At 68.3% G+C, this 19,203-nt stretch carries 19 protein-coding genes; 9 read left to right on the top strand and 10 right to left on the bottom strand.

Translation table 11 applies throughout. From position 1 onward, the window contains the following. The gene (locus G361_RS0123565; RefSeq protein ID WP_019929575.1) at positions 1-2,286 is read right to left on the bottom strand and encodes a family 78 glycoside hydrolase catalytic domain; all 2,286 of its coding nucleotides are present in this window, start codon (positions 2,284-2,286) and stop codon (positions 1-3) included. Then, entirely contained in the window at positions 2,283-3,326 is a 1,044-nt protein-coding gene (locus G361_RS44660; RefSeq protein WP_019929574.1) for a LacI family DNA-binding transcriptional regulator, read from the bottom strand. The genes G361_RS0123565 and G361_RS44660 overlap by 4 nt, the downstream gene beginning before the upstream one ends. A 170-nt stretch (positions 3,327-3,496) precedes the next feature. Between G361_RS44660 and G361_RS0123555 the strand changes: the two genes are divergently transcribed. The 5 genes from G361_RS0123555 to G361_RS0123530 all read left to right on the top strand — a co-directional run bounded on the left by G361_RS0123555 (position 3,497) and on the right by G361_RS0123530 (position 8,363). Continuing rightward, positions 3,497-4,477, top strand: a complete 981-nt coding sequence (locus G361_RS0123555) for an aldo/keto reductase (protein WP_019929573.1) — start codon at positions 3,497-3,499, stop codon at positions 4,475-4,477. 345 nt (positions 4,478-4,822) lie between these two features. After that, on the top strand, positions 4,823-6,001 hold the full coding sequence (locus tag G361_RS0123545) for an NAD(P)/FAD-dependent oxidoreductase (protein ID WP_019929571.1): 1,179 nt from the start codon (positions 4,823-4,825) through the stop codon (positions 5,999-6,001). 29 nt (positions 6,002-6,030) lie between these two features. Continuing rightward, a complete protein-coding gene (locus G361_RS0123540) occupies positions 6,031-6,225 on the top strand; it encodes a ferredoxin (RefSeq protein WP_019929570.1) in 195 nt (64 codons plus the stop codon). A gap of 22 nt (positions 6,226-6,247) precedes the next feature. After that, a complete protein-coding gene (locus G361_RS0123535) occupies positions 6,248-7,465 on the top strand; it encodes a cytochrome P450 (protein ID WP_019929569.1) in 1,218 nt (405 codons plus the stop codon). A 64-nt stretch (positions 7,466-7,529) separates the two neighbouring features. Continuing rightward, on the top strand, positions 7,530-8,363 hold the full coding sequence (locus G361_RS0123530; RefSeq protein WP_019929568.1) for an SDR family NAD(P)-dependent oxidoreductase: 834 nt from the start codon (positions 7,530-7,532) through the stop codon (positions 8,361-8,363). Between the two features lie 24 nt (positions 8,364-8,387). On the opposite strand, the gene G361_RS0123525 is transcribed toward G361_RS0123530, so the two are convergent. The 4 genes from G361_RS0123525 to G361_RS0123510 form a co-directional block, all read right to left on the bottom strand. Beyond that, positions 8,388-9,446 (bottom strand): RNA polymerase subunit sigma-70, encoded by a 1,059-nt coding sequence (locus tag G361_RS0123525; protein WP_019929567.1) that lies wholly within the window; start codon positions 9,444-9,446, stop codon positions 8,388-8,390. 175 nt (positions 9,447-9,621) lie between these two features. Beyond that, positions 9,622-10,269, bottom strand: a complete 648-nt coding sequence (locus G361_RS0123520) for a DUF2461 family protein (protein ID WP_019929566.1) — start codon at positions 10,267-10,269, stop codon at positions 9,622-9,624. Between the two features lie 20 nt (positions 10,270-10,289). Continuing rightward, entirely contained in the window at positions 10,290-10,829 is a 540-nt protein-coding gene (locus G361_RS0123515; RefSeq protein WP_019929565.1) for a dihydrofolate reductase family protein, read from the bottom strand. A gap of 35 nt (positions 10,830-10,864) precedes the next feature. Further along, positions 10,865-11,809, bottom strand: a complete 945-nt coding sequence (locus G361_RS0123510) for an LLM class F420-dependent oxidoreductase (RefSeq protein ID WP_019929564.1) — start codon at positions 11,807-11,809, stop codon at positions 10,865-10,867. Positions 11,810-12,053: 244 nt separating this feature from the next. Here G361_RS0123510 and G361_RS0123505 point away from each other — a divergent pair, with 244 nt between their 5' ends. Further along, complete coding sequence (locus G361_RS0123505; protein ID WP_155981751.1) at positions 12,054-12,521, top strand: hypothetical protein; 468 nt, start codon at positions 12,054-12,056, stop codon at positions 12,519-12,521. 71 nt (positions 12,522-12,592) lie between these two features. After that, on the top strand, positions 12,593-16,054 hold the full coding sequence (locus tag G361_RS0123500) for a hypothetical protein (RefSeq protein WP_019929562.1): 3,462 nt from the start codon (positions 12,593-12,595) through the stop codon (positions 16,052-16,054). Between the two features lie 103 nt (positions 16,055-16,157). On the opposite strand, the gene G361_RS0123495 is transcribed toward G361_RS0123500, so the two are convergent. Further along, positions 16,158-17,009, bottom strand: coding sequence for an SDR family NAD(P)-dependent oxidoreductase (locus tag G361_RS0123495; RefSeq protein ID WP_231387082.1), 852 nt, complete (start codon positions 17,007-17,009; stop codon positions 16,158-16,160). An 84-nt stretch (positions 17,010-17,093) separates the two neighbouring features. Here G361_RS0123495 and G361_RS0123490 point away from each other — a divergent pair, with 84 nt between their 5' ends. Both G361_RS0123490 and G361_RS49675 read left to right on the top strand, forming a co-directional pair. Then, positions 17,094-17,558 (top strand): helix-turn-helix domain-containing protein, encoded by a 465-nt coding sequence (locus tag G361_RS0123490; protein WP_019929560.1) that lies wholly within the window; start codon positions 17,094-17,096, stop codon positions 17,556-17,558. Positions 17,559-17,982: 424 nt separating this feature from the next. Then, entirely contained in the window at positions 17,983-18,351 is a 369-nt protein-coding gene (locus tag G361_RS49675; protein WP_155981750.1) for a hypothetical protein, read from the top strand. Here G361_RS49675 and G361_RS51875 read toward each other — a convergent pair. The 3 genes from G361_RS51875 to G361_RS44650 are packed head-to-tail and all read right to left on the bottom strand — an operon-like array spanning position 18,284 to position 19,138. Next, positions 18,284-18,490: an IS3 family transposase gene (locus G361_RS51875; RefSeq protein WP_369797920.1), complete on the bottom strand. Its 207-nt coding sequence runs from the start codon at positions 18,488-18,490 to the stop codon at positions 18,284-18,286. The two genes, G361_RS49675 and G361_RS51875, sit on opposite strands and share 68 nt — an antisense overlap. Then, positions 18,462-18,911: an IS3 family transposase gene (locus tag G361_RS0123485; protein WP_019929559.1), complete on the bottom strand. Its 450-nt coding sequence runs from the start codon at positions 18,909-18,911 to the stop codon at positions 18,462-18,464. Before G361_RS0123485 ends, G361_RS51875 begins: the two co-directional genes overlap by 29 nt. Further along, positions 18,908-19,138: a transposase gene (locus tag G361_RS44650; RefSeq protein WP_019929558.1), complete on the bottom strand. Its 231-nt coding sequence runs from the start codon at positions 19,136-19,138 to the stop codon at positions 18,908-18,910. Before G361_RS44650 ends, G361_RS0123485 begins: the two co-directional genes overlap by 4 nt. Positions 19,139-19,203: the final 65 nt, after the last annotated feature.

Raw genomic sequence — 19,203 nt, 5'->3', positions numbered from 1 at the left:
TTACGCCGTTGGGCGCGTGGTGAATCGGTGAAGTCCGCCGGTCACGGTGACTTCCTCCGCACCCGGAATGCGGACGACCGCGGTGGTGCCCTCCGGGATGGTGGCGGTGACGGACAGCGTGCCGCCGTCGAGTTCCCACCGGACCTCGGCCCGGCCGTGCGGTGTCCGCAATTCGGTTCGCGCCCAGGTGAGTTGCCCGCCGGGACACGGCGCGACGAGGATCTTCCGATACCCGGGTTCGAGCGGGCCGAGGCCGCCGGCCACGCGATGCAGCCAGGTGCCGACGGCGCCGAAGGCGTAGTGATTGAAGCTGGTCATCTCGCCCGGGTTGACGGTGCCGTCGGGCAGCATCGAGTCCCAGCGCTCCCACATCGTGGTCGCGCCCATGGTGACCGGATACAGCCACGACGGGCATTCCTGTTGCCGCAGCAGCCGATACGCCGTCTCCGAATGCCCGGTCTCGGTGAGCGCGCGCAGGATGAACGGGGTACCGGCGAATCCGGTGGTGATGTGGTGACCGGCGGCCGCGGTCAGTTCGGCCAGCCGGTCACCGGCGGCCCGGAGATCGTCGGCGTCGAGCAGCCCGAGGCAGATGGCCAGCGCGTACACCGATGTCGCGTCGCTGGTGATCCGGCCGTCGGTGACGTGGTACTTGCCGAACGCCGCCCGGATCCGGTCGGCGAGTCCGGCGAACTCCTCGGCGTCGTCGAGGTGCCCCAGCAGTTGCGCTGTCCGCGAGGCGATCCGCACGGATCGGTACACGCACGCCGTCGCGACGACGTACGGGTCGGCCTTGGACCGCTGCGGCGTTTCCGGTGGGGCGGTGGGATCGAGCCAATCACCGAGCTGGGTACCGCTTTCCAGCAATCCGCGACCGGACAGCGCCGCACCGATCCGCCGCGCGTAGGACGAGATCGAATCATATTGCTGCCGAAGCACTTCCGGATCACCGTAGGCCTCCCACAGGGCCCACGGCACCCAGCAGACGGCGTCGTTCCACAACGCCACCACCGGCACCCCGTCGGCCGCTTCGTCGAGCTGCGGGCGCAGGGGTGCCATGTCCAGGAATTTGAGGCAGTCGGGAATCACCACCGGAATCCGTCCGCCGGCGTGCCGCTGTTCGGCCGCCAGATCCAGGAGCCAGTCCCGGAGGAACAGATCCACGTCGTAGAGGTCGGCGGCGGTCTCGGCGAAGACCGCGATATCACCGGTCCACCCCAGCCGCTCGTCGCGTTGCGGGCAATCGGTGGGCAGGTCGACGAAGTTGCCGCGCATACTCCAGACGATGTTCGAATACAGCTGATTCAACAGCGGATCGGAGCATTCGAAGGAGCCGATGCGCTCCAGTTCGGAACCGATCACCACCGCGCGCACGGCGTCGCCGAGCGCCTCCGTGGTCCCGCTCCAGCCGCTGACCTCGATGTATCGGAATCCGTGGAAGGTGAGGGTCGGCTCGAAGATATCGTCGCCGCCGCTGAGAATGAAGGTGTCGGTGGCCTCGGCCGTGCGCAAGGGACGTACCGCGAGTTCACCGTGTTCGAGGACCTCGGCGTGCCGGATCACGACCTGCTGTCCGGCGGGCCCGCGGGTCCGCATCCGAATCCATCCGACGAGATTCTGACCGAAGTCGATCAGCATCTTCCCCGACGGCGAATTCCAGATCCGCTGCGGAGCGATTTCCTCCCGACGAACCACCCCCGGCCCCAGATAAGGGGTGAGCCGCTCGTGGTCGAATTCGACGATGCGCACACCGGTCCACCCGGGCAGCTCCGCGTCGGTGCGGGTCCAGGCGTCGTCGAGCAGGCGTGCGTCGATCGTCTGACCCTGGTAGAGGTCGTCCGCGAGGACGGCGCCGGGGCCCGAGCGCCAGCTGCCGTCGGTGCCGACGGTCTGAATATGGCCGTCCGTGAACGTGATTCGCAGCTCGGCCCATGCGGACCGCTGGGTACCGTAGAGCCCCTTGGTGCCGAAGAATCCGAGATGGCCCGCGTACCAGCCGTTCCCGATCAGGATCCCGAGCACATTGCGCTGCGCGACGAGGCCGGTGACATCCCATCGGGCATAACGCACACGCCACTCGTAGCTGCTCCAGCCCGGTGTGAGCACGTCGCCGGCGACCGGTTTCCCGTTGAGGGTCATCTCGCACAGCCCGAGTGCGGTGGCGAACAGGAGCGCGCCGGTCACCTCGCCGTGCCCGGAATCGAGGTCGAATTCCTTGCGCAGCAACGGCGCACAGTCCCGCGGCACATCCGCGGTGATCATCGAGGCGCTGAATGTCTCTGTCACGGTTGCTCTTTCTCGGCAGCGATCGTCGTCGCGCCGGTATCTCTGCCGGGCCCGGTGGATTCACGCACGATCAAGCGGGTGTCGGGCACCATGAAATGTCGTGAGGGGCCGATCGGGTCGCCACGCATCAGCCGATGCAACTGCCGGAACGCGGTGATACCCATGCGGCGCAACGGCATTGCGACGGTGGTCAGCGCCGGATGGCAGAGTTCGCCCGCGAACACGTTGTCGAATCCGATGACGCTGATCTGCCCGGGTACCCGCAGTCCCGCGGCCGCCAGCCCCCGGATGAGGCCGATCGCCAGCAGATCGTTGTAGGTGATCACCGCCGTCGGCCGCTGCCGTTCGATGTCGGCCGCCGCGGCGAGCCCACCGGCCAAAGTCGGTGGGAACGGCCCGATTCGGGTGCCGGCGATATCGAATTCCGATCCCAGCCGGAGGATCGCCCGCCACCGCGCCCCGTCGTCCCACGATTCCTCCGGCCCACCGGCGTAGGTCACCGCGGTGTGGCCCAGGCCCCGCAGATGCGCCATCGCGTCACGCACGCCGGAGTCGGTGTCGGGAACGACGCAATGGTTGCCCGAGGCGATCCGGTTCAGCAAGACGGTCGGTCGCTGTTTCGCGACCGTCCGTATCGCCCGGTCGTTCATTCGTGAACCGGCCAGGATGATTCCGTCCACATTCGGCAGGACGCGTTCGAGCGCCGCTCGCTCGGTCGCCTGGGATTCCCGGGTATCCGCCAGCAGGGTCGTATACCCGGCGTCGGCCGCGGCGGCCTCGAAGCCGCGCATCATGCTCGAGTACCAGGGGTTGGTGGCATCCGGTACGACGAGCGCGATCGTGCCGGCGCGAGTCCTCCGATGCTCACCCGTGGGCGACTGCGCCCGGTATCCGAGGTCCGCGGCCACCGTCCGGACCCGCTCCGCGGTATGCGCGCTGACCACGCCGGGCCGGGAGAAAACTCGCGAAACGGTCGAGGGCGAGACACCCGCCGCCCCCGCGACATCGTAGATCGTTGCCAGACGCGCTGCTTCGCCCATCGGTATCTCCGTTCGATGCCGCGTCAAGATTTCCTACCAACGGAATATAGTCCACCGGTAGCTTTTAGGGAAGATCGCTCTCGCGGCGTCGGGCGTATGCTCGATTCCGCCAGCGGACGGGCACCCGGCGGCCCGCCTCGAATCGAATTCAGCGAGCAGAGGAGTCGGCCGTGCAGTACACCCGCCTGGGAAACTCGGGACTGAAGGTCAGCCGAATCGCGCTGGGCTGCATGAGCTTCGGCGACCCGGCCAAGCGCATGCCCTGGGTGCTGAACGACGACGCGGCCGAGCCGATCTTCCGCCAGGCCGTCGAACTCGGCGTGACGTTCTGGGACACCGCGAACATCTACGCCCTGGGCACCTCCGAGGAAACTGTCGGCCGCGCGATCCGCACGTACACCACGCGCGAGGACGTCGTGCTGGCCACCAAGCTGTACATGCCGATGCATCCGGGCCCGGGTGGCTCGGGCCTGTCGCGCAAGGCCGTCATGGAACAGATCGACGCCTCCCTGCGCCGCCTCGGCACCGACTACGTCGACCTGTACCAGATCCACCGTTTCGACCCGCAGACCCCGGTCGAGGAGACGATGGAGGCGCTGCACGACGTGGTCAAGGCGGGTAAGGCCCGCTATATCGGCGCCTCGTCGATGTGGGCGTGGCGGTTCGCCACCATGCAGCACGCCGCGGATACGCACGGCTGGACCCGGTTCGTCGCCATGCAGGACCAGTACAGCCTGATCCACCGCGAGGAGGAGCGCGAGATGTTCGGCCTGCTCGCCGATCAGGGCGTCGGCTCGATCCCGTGGAGCCCGCTGGCCGGCGGCCGGGTGGCCCGCCCCTGGGGCGAGGGTTCGACGGCCCGCGCCCAGGTCAACCCCGATATCGACCCGTGGGGTCGCCCCCTGTTCCTGGACTCCGACCGGGCCATCGTCGACGCCGTGCAGAAGATCGCCGACGCCCGCGGCGTCTCGATGGCGCAGATCGGCATGGCCTGGGTCCTGAAGAACCCGGTCGTCTCCGCACCGATCGTCGGCGCCACCAAGGTCCACCACCTGACCGACGCGGTCGCGGCCCTGGATATCGAACTGACCGACGACGAGATCCACGCGCTCGAACAGCCCTACGTCCCCCGCATGCCGACCTACTTCTGACCCGCCCTACCGAATCGCGGCCCGCGTCCAGCGCCGCGTGTCCGGGCAGCACGCTGCCCGCTGCTCACGATCGTGGCCGGGCAGAGTGCTGCCGACCCGCACCCTGATCGAGTTCGTACTGCCGCCGCGCCCGGACTCGTTCACGGTCGCCGCCGCGATCGGTCGGTGGAACGCGGCCGTCATCGCCCGCCCGACCCCGCCTCGGGTGTGTGGTCGAGCCGGTGACCGCCGCGTGGTGTAGTCCGCTACACCCCGAGTTCGGGACTGTGCCCTCTCGTTGCCGGGCGCTGGAGACGGAATCGTCGATACCAGCGAATCACCGCCCCGCATCAGGAGGAAAGCCCGATGACCGTACCCGCCGCCGTCCTGGTGGTCGGCGCCTCAGCCGCCGGTTTGTCCACCGCGGAAGCCTTGCGCCGCAACGGATATCAGGGTCGCATAACGCTGCTGGGAGCCGAACCCGAACTGCCCTACGACCGCCCGCCGCTGTCCAAACAGGTACTCGCCGGCGCCTGGGAGCCGATACGGACCCGGCTTCGTCCGGCCGACCACCTGGGCCGGCTGAACATCGAGTTCGTGCTCGGCGACCCGGCGGCGGCGCTGGATGTCGGGCAACGGACCGTCCACACCGAATCCGGCCGCTCCCTGGCCGCCGAGGCCGTCGTGGTGGCAACCGGTGTGCGTCCGCGAACCCTGTTCGGGGCCACCGCGACCGAGGGCGTGCACGTCCTGCGCACCCTCGCCGACGCACAGGCCCTGCGTGCGGACCTGCTCACCGCCGACCGGCTCGTGGTCGTGGGTGAGGGCGTGCTCGGTTCCGAAATCGCCGCCACCGCAAAGCAATCGGGCCTGGACGTCACCCTCGTGGGCCCGCGCTCGGCACCCATGGCCGGACAACTCGGTCCCCGGCTGGCGGCGCTGCTCGGCGACCTGCACACCGACCACGGTGTCCGCCTGCGGTTGGGCACCGGCGTCACCGCACTGAGGTACCGCGACGGTCGCGTGGCCGGCGTGCACCTGGACACCGGCGAGGAGTTGCCCGCCGATGTGGTCGTGGTCGCGATCGGCGCGACTCCCGCCACGGAATGGCTCACGGACAGCGGACTGACCCTGGACGACGGCGTGGTGTCCGACGCGTACTGCCGGGCCGCCCCCGGTATCTACGCCGCCGGCGACGTCGCCCGCTTCCACCACCAGCGGGCCGGTGCGTTGGTCCGGCTGGAGAACCGCACCAACGCCACCGAGCAGGCGGCCGTGGTCGCCGCCGCGATCCTGGGCGCCACGATGCCCTACACCCCGATCCCGTATTTCTGGACCGATCAATTCGACGCCAGGATCCAGGTCCACGGCACCTTGCCGCCGGATGCCGAGGTCGAATTCGTCGACGGCGATCCACGGGACCGCAGGTTCGTCGCCCGCTGCCACTACGACGGGCAGATCACCGGCGTCATCGGCTGGAACATGCCCAAACAGACCAGGCTGCGCCGCCGGGACGTCGTGGACGCTCCCGTCGCCGCGCGCTGACATCACCGGAATCCACCAGGAGAACTCCCATGAAAGTCTTCATCGACCAGGACAAATGCGTCGCCTGCGGCCAGTGCGTGGCCAGCGCCCCCGAGGTGTTCGACCAGCGCGACGAGGACGGCATCGTGGTGCTGCTCGACGAGAGTCCGCCCGCCGAACAGGAATTCAACGTCCGCGACGCGGCCGCGGTGTGCCCGGCCCTCGTCATCACCTTCCGGCAATAGCGAACCAGCGAAAGGTCCGATCATGTCCGAGCCCACGACCGTCCTGCCCGATTTCCCCGTCGCCCGCACCGGCCGCTGCCCGTTCGGCCCGCCCGAACAGCTGCGCGACCGGGGTGCCGAAAAGCCGATATCCCGCACCCGCATCTGGGACGGCAGCACCCACTGGCTGGTCACCGGCCACGCCGAACAGCGTGTGGTGCTGTCGGATCCGCGCGTCAGCGCCGACGAGCGCCGTCCCGGCTTCCCGCACCAGAACGCCGGCATGGCCGAGACCCTGGAACACCGGCCGCCGACCGTCTTCAACACCGATGCCCCCGAGCACAGCCGGTTCCGCCGCCTGATGACCTTCCCGTTCACCCTGAAGAAGGTCGAGGCGCTGCGGCCGGCGATCCAGCGGATCACCGACGATCTGATCGATGACATGCTGGCCGGCCCGAATCCCGTCGATCTCGTCACCGCGCTGGCGCTGCCGCTGCCGTCGCTGATGATCTGCGAACTCCTGGGCGTGCCCTACGCCGACAAGGAGTTCTTCCACCGGCACGCCGCCGTCGCGGTCGACCGCAACGCCACCGCGGCGGCGAATGCGCGATCCGCCGGGCAGATCCTGGCATACCTGGCCGGGCTGATCACCGCGCGGCTGGACGCACCGGGGGAGGGCTGGGTCTCCGACCTGGCCGAGCGGGTCACCGCGGGCGAGATCACCGTGGACGAGGCGGCGCAACTGGGTGTCGTGCTGCTCATCGCCGGGCACGAGACCAGCGCCAACATGATCGGGCTGGGAACCCTTGCGCTACTACAGGATCCGGACCAACTCGCGGTGTTCCGGGACAGCGACGATCCGACGGTGATCGCCGCCGCGGTCGAGGAGATGCTGCGCTACCTGTCCATCGCGCAGCACGGCCTACGCCGAATCGCCTTGGCGGACATCGAGGTCGGCGGCAAGACGATCCGCGCGGGCGACGGCATCGTGGTCCCGCTGCCGGTAGCCAATTGGGACCCGGCCGTCTTCCCGCACCCCGAGCGCCTGGACCTGCACCGGCAGGCGCGAGCGCACCACGCCTTCGGATTCGGTATCCACCAGTGCGTCGGCCAGCAATTGGCCCGCGTGGAACTGCAAGTCGTCTACAGCACGCTGTACCGCCGCATCCCCACCTTGCGACTCGCCACCACGATCGATCGGATCGAGTTCAAGGAGGACGCTTTCGCCCACGGCGTCCACGCTCTGCCCGTCACCTGGTAGCCCGTCCGAAACAGACCGGCGGGCAACGACTTCCGTTCCCGCCATCCGAAAGGTATCGATCACCATGACAAACGAACTGACCGGCAGGGTCGCCATCGTCACCGGCGGCGCCTCCGGAATCGGCCGCACGACCGTCGACGCGTTCGTGGCCGAAGGCGCCCGCGTCGTCATCGCCGACATCAACGGCGAACTCGGCGCCACCGTGGCCGCCGAATACGGCCCGGAGGTCGCATTCCAGCGGACCGACGTCTCCGACGCCGCGCAGGTCGCCGAACTGGTCGCCGTGACGGTGGCACGCTTCGGCGGCCTGGACATCATGCTCAACAACGCCGGCATCCCGACCACCATGCGCGCCGGCCTGCTCGACGAGCCGCTGGACGACTTCCACCGCCTGATGGCCGTCGATCTCCTGGGTGTCATGCTCGGCACCCAGCACGCCGCCCGATATATGGCCGGCCACGGTGGCGGATCCATCATCAACACCACCTCGATCGGCGGAATCCGCGCCGGGCGTGGTGAACCCGTCTATCGCGCCGCCAAGGCCGGCGTCATCCACTTCACCAAATGCGCCGCGATCGACCTGGCCGAGTACGGAATCCGGGTCAACAGCATCGCACCGGGCGCGATCCCCACGCCCATCCTCGCGAGCACCCTCGGGCACCTGGACGACATCGAGTCGGCCACACTGCGATTGCGCGAGGTCATGCGATCCATCCGGCCACTGCCGCGCGAGGGCAGCCCCTCGGACATCGCCGCCGCCACCGTGTTCTACGCCGGTGAGCGGTCCGCCTACATCACCGGCACGGTGCTACCGGTCGACGGCGGCATCGTGGCCGGCCACGCGGGCAACGCCTTCGCCGAGATCGAGGCCGAACAGGCCGAGCCGTTGTCGGCGTGAGGCTTTCGGCGCTCGCACCGGCGTTCATCCGACAGTCCCTGCGGCAGAACCGAATTGCGGCGGCGCCGGGGGAAAGCCGAACGTGGCGACCAGCGCGGGGTCGTGGAAGGCGACCACCCTGGTGACACCGGTTGCGGTGGGGGTCAATACCGCGATTCCGTATGGGACGAGGACGCCGCCGGGGTCGCGATGGTAGGTGACCACGGCCGGCTGGTCGTTGGCCCGGGTGGGCAGCATGCGCCAGTCGCCCGGTGCACCGAGAACGTATCTGTCCAGCTGCCGCATGCAGGCCACCCGGCCCGCGTACCAGTTCTTCATCGGCGTCGCCTCCAAGGTGGCGTCCGCGCGGAGAACCTGTTCCAGCAGGCTCACATCCGAATGCTCGAAGGCGGCGATATAGCCCGCCAGCAGGGCGCGTGCGCGCGGGTCGGTGGGTTCGATCACGACGTCGGCGGTGGTGTCGAGCCGGGTGAGCCGATCGCGGGCTCGTTGCAGCCCGGTCTTCACCGCGGCCGGTGTGGTGCCGAGCATGGCGGCGGTCTCGGCGGCGGTGAAGGCCAGCACATCCCGCAGCATCAGGATCGCCCGCTGCCGCGCCGGCAGATGCTGCAGGCTGGCCACCAGCGCCAGCCGCAGCGATTCACGGTCGATCACATGCGATTCCGGTTCGTCCGCCGCCGGCGCGACCAGTGCGTCCGGCAGCGGCTGCAACCAGTCGACACCGGCGCCCGCATCGGGATCCGGCGGCATGTCCGGTCCCCGATAGGGCCCGCCGAGCCCCGTGGGCAGCACCCGCTGCCGGTGATCGCGCAACGTATCGAGACACACATTGGTGGCGATGGCGTACAACCAGGTGCGCACCGACGACCGGCCCTCGAACCGCTCGTACCCGCGCCAGGCGCGAATATAGGCCTCCTGCACCAGATCTTCGGCCTCGTGCACCGAGCCGACCATGCGATAACAATGGGCCAGCAACTCCCGCCGAAACCCCTCGGTATCGGCGACGAACCGTTCGTTCAGGTCCGCGGCGCCGGTATTGCCGCCCGCGAACCCGATATCGTCACGCTGCCGTGTCCCGCTCACGCGTCACCACTACTCCTGCCGGCGGCCGGGCTCCGCAGATCGGAACCATCGCAAGTATCGACCGCTTCGCCGGATGAAAGGTAACTCTGCCCAGGCCAGGCCGCCATCGGGACCTGCGCGATCGCCGCACCGGGCGCGGCTTCCTCATTCCGCGCCGCGATGCGGACGACCGCGCTCAGCGCAGCGGCGGGCGCCGCCGCTCGGTGGGCCCGACCCGCGCCGTCAGCCACTCGTCCAGCGGCCGGGCCGTCGTCAGGAATCCGGTTATCCGCCCTTTCGCCTCCGCCGTCGCCAGCCACGGCTCGACCGGCCATTCCCGCCAGACGAACAGATCCCTCCGGCGCAGCAGATCGGCCCGGGGATGGTCGTCGGAATAGCCGGCCGGTATCCGCTTCAGCCGGTCACCCGGCTCGAGTTCGATGCCGCCGCCGCGCATCGCCGCGATCACCTCGCACAGGTCCCGGCCCGCGACCGGGTCGTCGACGGCCGCCCGGAATCGTTTCAGCTGGTCCGGCGCCATGGTTTGCCAACCCGCTCCGACCGCGAGCCCGCGGGACGATATCTGGATGATCCCGCCGTCGTACAGCGATGCGCACGCCGCGATCTTGTAGGGGGATTTGTCGGCGCTGAACCTCGTGTCCCGCTGCGGACGGTAGATCCGGCCCGCCCCGAGGCCCTCGATCTCGTCGAGCAGCAGTGCCAGCGGAGCATGAACCTCCGATCGGTACGTGGTCTCGTGTGCCGACCAGTAGGACTTCGAATTGTCCTGCTCCAGCCCGGCATAGAATTCCGGCGCCGCCGCCGTCCAGCCCGCGAAAGCCATTGTCCCTCCAGGATTCCCGGCTACTCGTAGGAGACGCCGTACGTGCTCACGACGACCCCGGATTTTCTGGCGTGACTTTCCCGCAGGGTCAGCCGAGTCCGCTCGGGCACGGTGAAGACGCGCGCCGACGAGTTCACCGTCACCGGATGCACCAGCAGCCTGATCTCGTCCAGTAGCGCGTGTTCCACCAGTGCACGGCCGAGCTGACCGTGGCCGTACAGCGTCAGATCCCCGTCGCCCTCGGCTTTCAACTCCGCCACCGCCGCCAGCGGGTCGGTAGTGATCAGCCGGGTATTGGACCACACCGGCTGCGTCAGAGTGGCGGAGAACACGTACTTGGTGATCCCGTTGATCGCGTCGGCGAATTCACCGTCGGCATTCGCCCATTGCGCGGCGAGGTCGAGACAGGTCTTGCGGCCCATCAGCACGGCGTCGCTGCGGCGGAGCTGTGCCGCCGCCTCCCGCCCGCCCTCCTCGTCGAAATACGGCATCGCCCACGCGCCGGGGGCATCGATCACGCCGTCGAGCGAGATCATGGTGGATTGGAATACTTTTCGCATCTGCGTTCCTCCGCTACGGATTGTGAACGGCCGGATCAGGACCGAATGAATTCTTTGGCGAAATCGCGAACCGCCCCCGGATCCAAGGATTCGTGGAAGCTGATCAGCAATTCGTCGACCCCGGCGGCCTCGTAGGCGGCGATCCGCTCACGGACCGTATCCGGGCTGCCGATGAGCCCGTAGTCGGCCAGCTCACCGGGAAAAACCATCGGCGCCCACGGCGGAACCTGTGCGCGGGCCTCGGCATCGGTATCGGCGATGATGCAGTAACTGGAGGACGTGCGGGTGATGCTGTGATAGTCGCGACCGATTGCCGCACAATGACTTTCGAGGATCCCGTACTTGCGCACCAGCTCCTCCGGCGACACCTGGACATTACAGGCATCGGCATGGCGAGCGACCAACTTCAGCGTGACCTTCTCCCCGGACCCCGCGATCAACAACGGGATATGCGGCCGCTGAACACCTTTGGGCTCGTTGAGCGCCTTGTGCACCCGATAGTGCTCGCCCTCGAAGCTGGTCTCCGGCTGGGTCCACAACGACCGGATGATGTGCGCAGCCTCGTCGAGTTGCCGTAACCGGGTGCGCGCGTCGTCGAATCGGTAACCGTAAGCGGTGTATTCGTCCTCGTACCAGCCCGCCCCGATCCCGAACGTCAACCGCCCCCGCGAAACGACATCCAGCGTCGACGCCATCTTCGCCTGCAACGCGGGATTGCGATAGTTGTTCCCGGTCACCATCTGCCCCACCCGGATCCGACTGGTCCGCCCCGCCAGTGCCGTCAGCGTGGTCCAACTCTCGAACATATAATCCGGCGCCGCCGGAAACGGCACGAAATGATCGGCAACCCACACCGTCTCGTACCCGGATTCCTCGGCCGCACCGGCCAATTCGGCAATGGTTTCATACGCCGCCACCGGATCGCTGTACCCCGCGAAATCGTGCCCCAGCCCGGTGGGAAGATAGAGACTGAATTTCATACTGCCGCTGCTCTCTGATCGAAGCGAGTCGTCCTGGCGGCCCGGCCATCCGGCACCACCACCGATACAGACGTCCCCCGACCCCGAAAAAGGAACTCTCCGCAGGTCACGGGACTGCCCGGCCGAGGCCACCACTGTGGCTCACCGGCTTTCGACCGTATGGCGTTGCGAGGCTGGGGTTTCGGCTAGGTTTGGGCAGGCGGCGGCGTGTCTGCCCAGTGGGGAGGTCGACAAGGTGGATCCGGTGACGATGATCGCCGCAGCGGTCGCTGCGGGCGCTGCCGCGGGGGTGGGTGACACCGCGAAACAGGTTGTGCGCGATGCGTATACCGCGTTGAAGGGCTTGATCGTCCGACGCTACGGCGTGGTCGAGGATCGGATCGCGGGCGTCGAATCCGATCCGGCGGAACCGTCGCGGCGTCGGTTGCTGGCCGAGCAACTCGGCAGGGCCGGTGCCGGTGCCGACGAACAGGTGCGCGCCGCCGCCGCGGAGTTGCTGCGAGTCGTCGCCGAGCACACCCCCGAGGCCGCAGCGACAGTGGGAGTCGGCCTGATTCGCACGGAGGCCGGCGGCGATATCGAGGTGTCCGATGTGACGGTCCGAGCGGGAAGTGCCGTGGTCGCCACCGATGTCACTGCGGGCGGGTCGATCAGGATCAGCGGGGTGCGCGTCGGGAGTCCCGGCGAGGACCCTTTCGACGCGCTCGGGTAACCCCCGGCTCGAGCGCGTCACCAGCACCAGGGGAGTATCCGGGCGCGGCGCCGACCTATGACCTGGACCGGGTGGAGGTCGCGGGCGATCTGCGCATCTCCCACACCACCGTCAACCGTTTCGAGGTCGGTGTGGTCTCGGATGCGGCACTGTTGAGCGGGTCGTCGCTGTACATCTCGCAGATACGGGAGTTCATCGCCCCGATCGGCGGGTTACAGGGCCGGCAGCGCGAACTCGAGGTCCTGGCCGAGTTCTGCCGGGGTCGCAACCCGTACCTGTGGATCCGGGCCCGGCCGTGGGCGGGCAAATCGGCGCTGCTGGCATGGTTCGCGCTGTATCCACCGCCTGCGGTCACCGTGATCGCGTTCTTCGTCACCGATCGGCTCGCCGACCAGAACGACCACACCGCTTTCACCGCCGCGATTCTCGACCAGCTCGCGGTACTACTACCCGACCAGCGAGCACTGATCGCGGCCGCGACGATCAACCGGGACGGCCTGCGCAACGAATTGCTCACCACCGCCGCCGACCGCGAGGCCACCGCCGGGCGACGGCTGGTGCTCGTCGTCGACGGTCTCGACGAGGACACCGGCAAACCACCGATCGTCAGCCTGCTGCCGGCCCGGCCGCCGGAAAACCTGCGGGTCGTCGTCGCCAGCCGATACGGGCCCCGCCTGCGGGTATCGAGGACTCATCCGCTGACCGGCGCACGACGCTACGCGCTGTCCTCGTCCCCGTTCGCCGCCGATGTGCGCGACCTTGCCGTCGCCGAACTCGATGCCCTGCTGAGCGGACCCGCTCAACACCGTGATCTGCTCGCACTGATCACCGCCGCCAACGGCCTGACCGGATCCGAGCTCACCGAGCTCACCGACATGGCGCCGTTCGAGATAGACGGGCTGCTGCGGACGGTTGCCGGCCGCAGCTTCCGTACCCGCACGTTCCCGGCCGGTCCACACGGCGTGGGGGATCCGGTGTATGTGCTGGCCCACGAGACCTTGCAGCGCACCTCCGAACAGAGACTCGGCGCCTCCTGGTTGCGGGCCCGCCGCGATCGGCTGCACGCCTGGGCCGACCACTACCGTGAATTGCGTTGGCCTGCAGACACACCCGATTTCTTCCTCCGCCGCTACTTCCCGATCCTGGACAGACACGACGACCTGCCGCGGATGACCGCACTGGCCCTCGATGTCACCCGCCACAGCCGGATACGCGCACGGACCGGCGGTGACCAGATCGCACTCGGTGAGATCCGCGCCGTGCAGCAGCGCATCTGCGACCAGCCCGACCCGGACCTCCTCGTCACCGCCCGTCTCGCACGCCATCGCGACCATCTCCACGACCGCAACGCCGGCATTCCGCAGTCGCTCCTGCCGCTGTGGGCACGCCTGGGCGATCCCGATCGGGCCGAAGCGCTGGCCCGCAGCATCTCCGACCCGGTGCACCAGGCGCATGCGTTCACCGGCATCACAGCAGTGGTGACCGGAACCGACATCGATCGCGCCGACCGGCTCGCGGATCGTGCGGAGGTATCGGCCCGAAGTATCCCCGACCCGACACGGCAGGCCGAAGCCATCGCCCGGCTGGCCCGGGTGGTGGCGAATGTCGACCCCGACCGTGCCGAAGCGCTCATCCGTACGGTCGCCGACCCCGCGCGACAGGCGCACCTGCTCGCCGACCTGGCCGAAGCGGTCGCCGGTCGGGACTGCGACCGTGCCGAGGCCATCGCCGACGGCATCTCGTTGCCGTGGCCACAGGCGTATGCGTTCGCCCGGATCGCGGATGCGGTGGCAGGCATCGACCCCGATCGCGCCGGCCGACTCGCCGATCGCGCCGAAACCGTCGTTCGTGACAACCCCGCCAGGGGAGAACAAGCCGAAGTGCTGACCCACCTCGCCGCCTTGACCGCGCGCATCGATCCCGGCCGGGCCGGTCGGCTCGCCGAAGAAGCCGCGACCATCGCCGCCGACTCCTACGCCCCGGGGCAGCGAGCCGGGCTGCTGGCCCGCGTGGCCGAAGTGCTGGCGGGCACGGACCCCGACCGCGCCGAGGCGATCGTCCGGACGCTGCCCGCCGAACGGCAGGCCGACGCGCTCAGCCGAGTGGCCGCGGCCATCGCCGGCGCCGACCCGGACCGCGCCGAAACCATCGTCCGTACCCTCCCCGAACCCGCACAACAGGCTGCCGCACTCGCTACCGTCGCCGAGATCATCGCGAATATCGACCCGGGTCGCGCCGCCCGGCTCGCCACTGCGGTCGAAGCCCTCGCCCGCACCCTCCCCGATTCAGGGCAGCAGGCCGACGCCCTTGCCGGCGCGGCCCGAGTACTGGCCGGCGCAGATCCCGAACGTGCCGAGGCCCTTGCGCGCGACAACCCGTACGAGGAGCAGCGCGCCGAAGCGCTCGCCGCCGTGGCCGAGAAAGTGGCCGCCACCGACCCCGATCGCGCCGGTCGGCTCGCCGACGATGCCGAGACCCTCGCCCGCGACATCGTCGACGCCGGCCCGCACGCCGCCGCACTCGTCGAACTGGCCGAAGCGATGGCGCGCATCGACCCCGACCTTGCCGAAACTCTCGCCCGCACAATCCCCGACCTCGAACAACAGGCCGGTGCGCTCGCCGAGATCGCCGAGGCAGTAGCGGACATCGACCCCGACCGCGCCGAGACGCTCGCCCGCACCATCGTGGGCCCGTGGCAGACCTACGCGCTCGCCGGTGTGGCCGAAGCGATCGCCGGTGCGGACCCCGATCGCGCGGAGATGCTCGCTCGCGAATTCACCGACCCGGCGATGCGAGGCAGGGTGCTCGCCGCGCTGGCCGAAGCGGTGGCGGGCATCGACCCCGACCGCGCCGGTCGGCTCATCGGCGAAACCGCGATCCTGATCGGCGACATCACCGATCAACTGCAACAGACAGTGGTGTTCACACAGTTGATCGAAGCGGCGGCCGTGATCGACGCCGATCGTGCCGAGGCATTCGCTCGCGCTCTCCCCGACCCGGGAACGCAGGCCGAGATATTCGCCGCCCTGGCCCTGCCGATGGCATCCGTCGACCCCGACCGTGCCGGTCGACTTGTCGACGAGGCCACAACCCTCGCCCGCGATCTCCCCGACCCACAGCAACACACGGCAGTACTGATCCGTGCGATCGAAGCAGTATCTGTCATCGCCCCGAATCGTCGTGGTCGACTGATCGACGAGGCCACAACCCTCGCTCGCGACATCCCCGACCCACAACAACAAGCCGGCATGCTGGCCGACCTGGCAACAGCGGTGGCAGTCCTCGACGCAGACCGCGCCGAGACGCTGGCCCGGGACATCCGCGACCCTCGAGAACAAGCCGAAGCACTCACCCGCGTCGCGGCAGCGACAGCCGGCCCCGCGCCCCGCCGAAGCAGACACCTGCTGGCGCTCGCCTGGTCGATTGCCAGATGGGAGATCCCGATCTCGGCTCTACCCGTGGTCGACTTCCCGGTCCTGCGCGCACTCGTCTCCGACACCACCGACGAACAGCCGCAACAACCGACCGTCTGACCACGGTCGGGACCAGCCGCATCAACCCTCGTCGAAGCACCCGTCGAAGACCCAGAGGCCGTGGCCTGCCGATCGAGGCGCTACCGCGGGTTCGGCGCGCTGGTCAGTCGACGAACAAGCCGCCGGTGACATTGGCGATCGCGCCGGTCATGCCGCCGGCCCGGTCCGAGGCGACGAACACGGCCACATCGGCGATCTCCGCGACCGTGGGCAACTGCTTGCGGACGGTCAGGTCGGTCATACGGGCCGTGAACGCTTCGTGGCTGATGCCGTAGGCGGCGGCGTGCAGGCCGTACACCTCGGTGAGCTGTGCCGTTTCCGGCATGCCCGCCGCATTGATGCAGACGACTCGCACACCCTGCGGACCGAGTTCGGCGGCCAGACCTCTCGACAGCGATTCGACAGCAGCCCACGCCGGTGCCATCCCGCCCATGCGCGGGGTCGCTGTCCGCGACGGCGACGCCGTGATGGTCACGATCACCCCCGATCCCTGTGCGCTCATGCGTCGCCCGGCAGCCCTCGCGGTCAGGAAGTGCGCCCTGGGATAGGTGGCGATGGGCCGGTCGAAGCTCTCGGGTGTCAGATCGACGAGTCGGATGCCCTGGATGCCGGTCTGCGGCAGGCTGATTGCGTTGAAGGAGACGTCGAGGGTTCCGGCATCGCGAATCACCGCGTCGGCGTGCGCTTCGACGGCATCGGCATCGAGCGCGTCGACCACGGCCACCTCGGCAGCGCCGCCCGCGCCGCGGATTTCTTCCGCGAGGGCCTCGAGCGTGGTCCGGTTGCGACCGGTGAGGAACACACGTGCGCCCGCATCGGAAAATGCCTGTGCGACAGCGCTTCCGATCGCTCCGCCGGCTCCGTAGACGATCGCGTTCTTGTTTTCGAGCAGCACGGTATTACTCCTGAACATTCGGGGGGACTGTGCGGAGAGCCGGTCGGATGCGAGCCGCATCCGCCGAACTGGTTGCTTGATGCAACTAGGACAAGTTATCAGGATGCAGTAGCTTCATGCAACCACTTTCGCTAGGCTGGCTGCATGCTCGGCCGAATCTATGAAACGCAAGACTGCTCCGCCGCCCGCGCTCTCGAGATCGTCGGCGAGCGCTGGAGCCTGCTGATCATTCGAGACGCGCTGTTCCTCGGACTGACCCGCTTCGGGGACTTCCAGCGGCGACTAGGACTCGCCCGCAACGTGCTCGCCGCACGACTCGATCGGTTCGTCGAGGAAGGGCTGATGACCCGCCGCCCCGACGCGGCCGGATCGGCCTACCACGAGTACGTCCTGACCCCGAAGGGCCGTGAGCTCCAACCGGTCGTCATCGCCCTCACCCACTGGGGCGACCGATGGGCCGCGCCGAGCGATCCCCCGGTCACCTTCAGACATCGTGGCGAGTGCGCCGGCGAGGTGCACCTGGAAACCGTATGCGAGCACTGCGGCAATCACCCCGCCCCCGACGAGGTCGAGGCAGACCCCAGAGCACTCCGGACCTCGACGACATAACCCTGCCCAGCCGGCGATCACACCGGGCAGTTCAGTTTCGGCGCCGGTGGCCGGCAAGTGGCTTCGGTTGTCCGAGCTAGCTGCCCGAATGTTGATCCTTCCGATCACCCCGACAGTTGTATTTCGTTGTGTTGCCGTTGGTTTGATCATCCGACAGCCGGTCGGCCGGTCCCGGGTAATGCTGCCGTGGAAGATGTTTCGGCATGGCGGGCGAGTCTCAACGAAGTGTTCGTGTGGGTGGCGAAGGTTTTTCTATCGGGCAGAGCAGCGTCGGTCGGCGCGATCGTATTCTGACGGTCTGCCGGCGCTTACGTTCCACCGGATTACCGTGCGGGCGAGGCTGGAATGCGTTTGTCCCGGTCGCGTCGGCGGCTTCGCGATCGCCGAATCTGCTTCGGGTACAAGCAGATCCGGAGCTATCGCGTTGGGTCTGCTGGTCGACCGGCGTGACGAACTCGGCCGCACCCGCACCGAGGTACTGAACCGGATACGCCGACTATTGATGGAGCTGGTGCCCGGCGGCGGGAAACGTCTCCTGTCCGCGAGACAGGCCCGTGCCCTGGCCGACACGATCGTCCCGGCAGATCCCGCAGCCAGAATTCGCCTGCGGCCGGTGCTGGAGTTCGGGTCGGCTGTTGAACCGCCGCCACCCCGACGACACTACTTCCACAACCGCACCGTCGTGTCGAAACTGAACCGTCACGGGTTGGGGACCGGCTTCGGTGTCAGACCAGCGCCGGTCGACGTGGCGGGTTTTGAGCGTAGTACGCGGCTTCGTACTCGGCCGGGGTGAGATAGTCCAGGCGTGAGTGGAGGCGGGCGTTGTTGTACCAGTCGGCCCGTTCCATGAGCGCGAATTGAGTGCTCTGGTCACGAGTGCCGCGGTTTTCGATGCCGCCGTGGTTAGGCCCACCCGGTCCAGGTCGAGACATGGGTGAAGTCGGCGACCCACACCAGATTCGGTGCGGTGGAGGTGAAGTCGCGGTTGAGCTTGTCGGTGGCACGCCCACCGTCCTTGCCCGGGATCGTGGTGCGCTGCTTGCGGCCCCGAACCACACCGTTGAGGCCGAGCACGCCCATGATCCGATCCACGGTGCAGAACGCAGCCTCGTGACCTTGACGGCGCTGGTAGTGGGTCAACTTCCGGCGCCCGTACATCGCCTCGGGTTTCTCGCGCAGATCACGAAGGGCGTTCTGCAGATACGCGTCGGCGATGTCGCGTGCCGATGGTGGCCGGTGGCGGGCTTTGCGGTAGGTCCTCGCCGCGATCTGCACTCCGTGCGCGGACAATGCGCGGCAGATCGACTCGACACCGTAGACCCGGCGGTACTCGTCGATGAACCCGACGATCACCGGTGTCGCCCGTCGAGTTCCCGCGCGAAGAAAGCCGACGCCGGCTCGAGAATCTCGTTGGCCTGCTTCAGATCTCGAATTTCTCTGCGCAGTTTCTGCAACTCGTCGCGTTCGGCCGGCGACAACCCTGATGCGACCGGCTTGCCGGGCCACGTACGGTCGGCCAGGGCCTTCTCGATCCAGATCCGCAGCGTCTCGAAATGCACATCGGCCGGCGGCGCGCCCAACCCGTGACAGTTCAGAGACCATGCGCCCAAGCGCACAGCGGCGGCTTACGTAGATCAGCATCTAC

This window comes from Nocardia sp. BMG111209 (genome assembly GCF_000381925.1).
GTDB lineage: Bacteria > Actinomycetota > Actinomycetes > Mycobacteriales > Mycobacteriaceae > Nocardia.
The sequence above is the reverse complement of the archived record's forward strand: the minus strand, read 5'-3'. Positions and strand labels throughout refer to the sequence as shown.

Bases quoted from the DNA above. Each gene is read 5' to 3' on its own strand.
- G361_RS44660 (WP_019929574.1), bottom strand. From the start codon at position 3,326: ATGGGCGAAGCAGCGCGTCTGGCAACGATCTACGATGTCGCGGGGGCG.
- G361_RS0123545 (WP_019929571.1), top strand. From the start codon at position 4,823: ATGACCGTACCCGCCGCCGTCCTGGTGGTCGGCGCCTCAGCCGCCGGT.
- G361_RS0123540 (WP_019929570.1), top strand. From the start codon at position 6,031: ATGAAAGTCTTCATCGACCAGGACAAATGCGTCGCCTGCGGCCAGTGC.
- G361_RS0123535 (WP_019929569.1), top strand. From the start codon at position 6,248: ATGTCCGAGCCCACGACCGTCCTGCCCGATTTCCCCGTCGCCCGCACC.
- G361_RS0123530 (WP_019929568.1), top strand. From the start codon at position 7,530: ATGACAAACGAACTGACCGGCAGGGTCGCCATCGTCACCGGCGGCGCC.
- G361_RS0123520 (WP_019929566.1), bottom strand. From the start codon at position 10,269: ATGGCTTTCGCGGGCTGGACGGCGGCGGCGCCGGAATTCTATGCCGGG.
- G361_RS0123515 (WP_019929565.1), bottom strand. From the start codon at position 10,829: ATGCGAAAAGTATTCCAATCCACCATGATCTCGCTCGACGGCGTGATC.
- G361_RS0123510 (WP_019929564.1), bottom strand. From the start codon at position 11,809: ATGAAATTCAGTCTCTATCTTCCCACCGGGCTGGGGCACGATTTCGCG.
- G361_RS0123495 (WP_231387082.1), bottom strand. From the start codon at position 17,009: ATGCGGCTCGCATCCGACCGGCTCTCCGCACAGTCCCCCCGAATGTTC.
- G361_RS0123490 (WP_019929560.1), top strand. From the start codon at position 17,094: ATGCTCGGCCGAATCTATGAAACGCAAGACTGCTCCGCCGCCCGCGCT.
- G361_RS51875 (WP_369797920.1), bottom strand. From the start codon at position 18,490: ATGTCTCGACCTGGACCGGGTGGGCCTAACCACGGCGGCATCGAAAAC.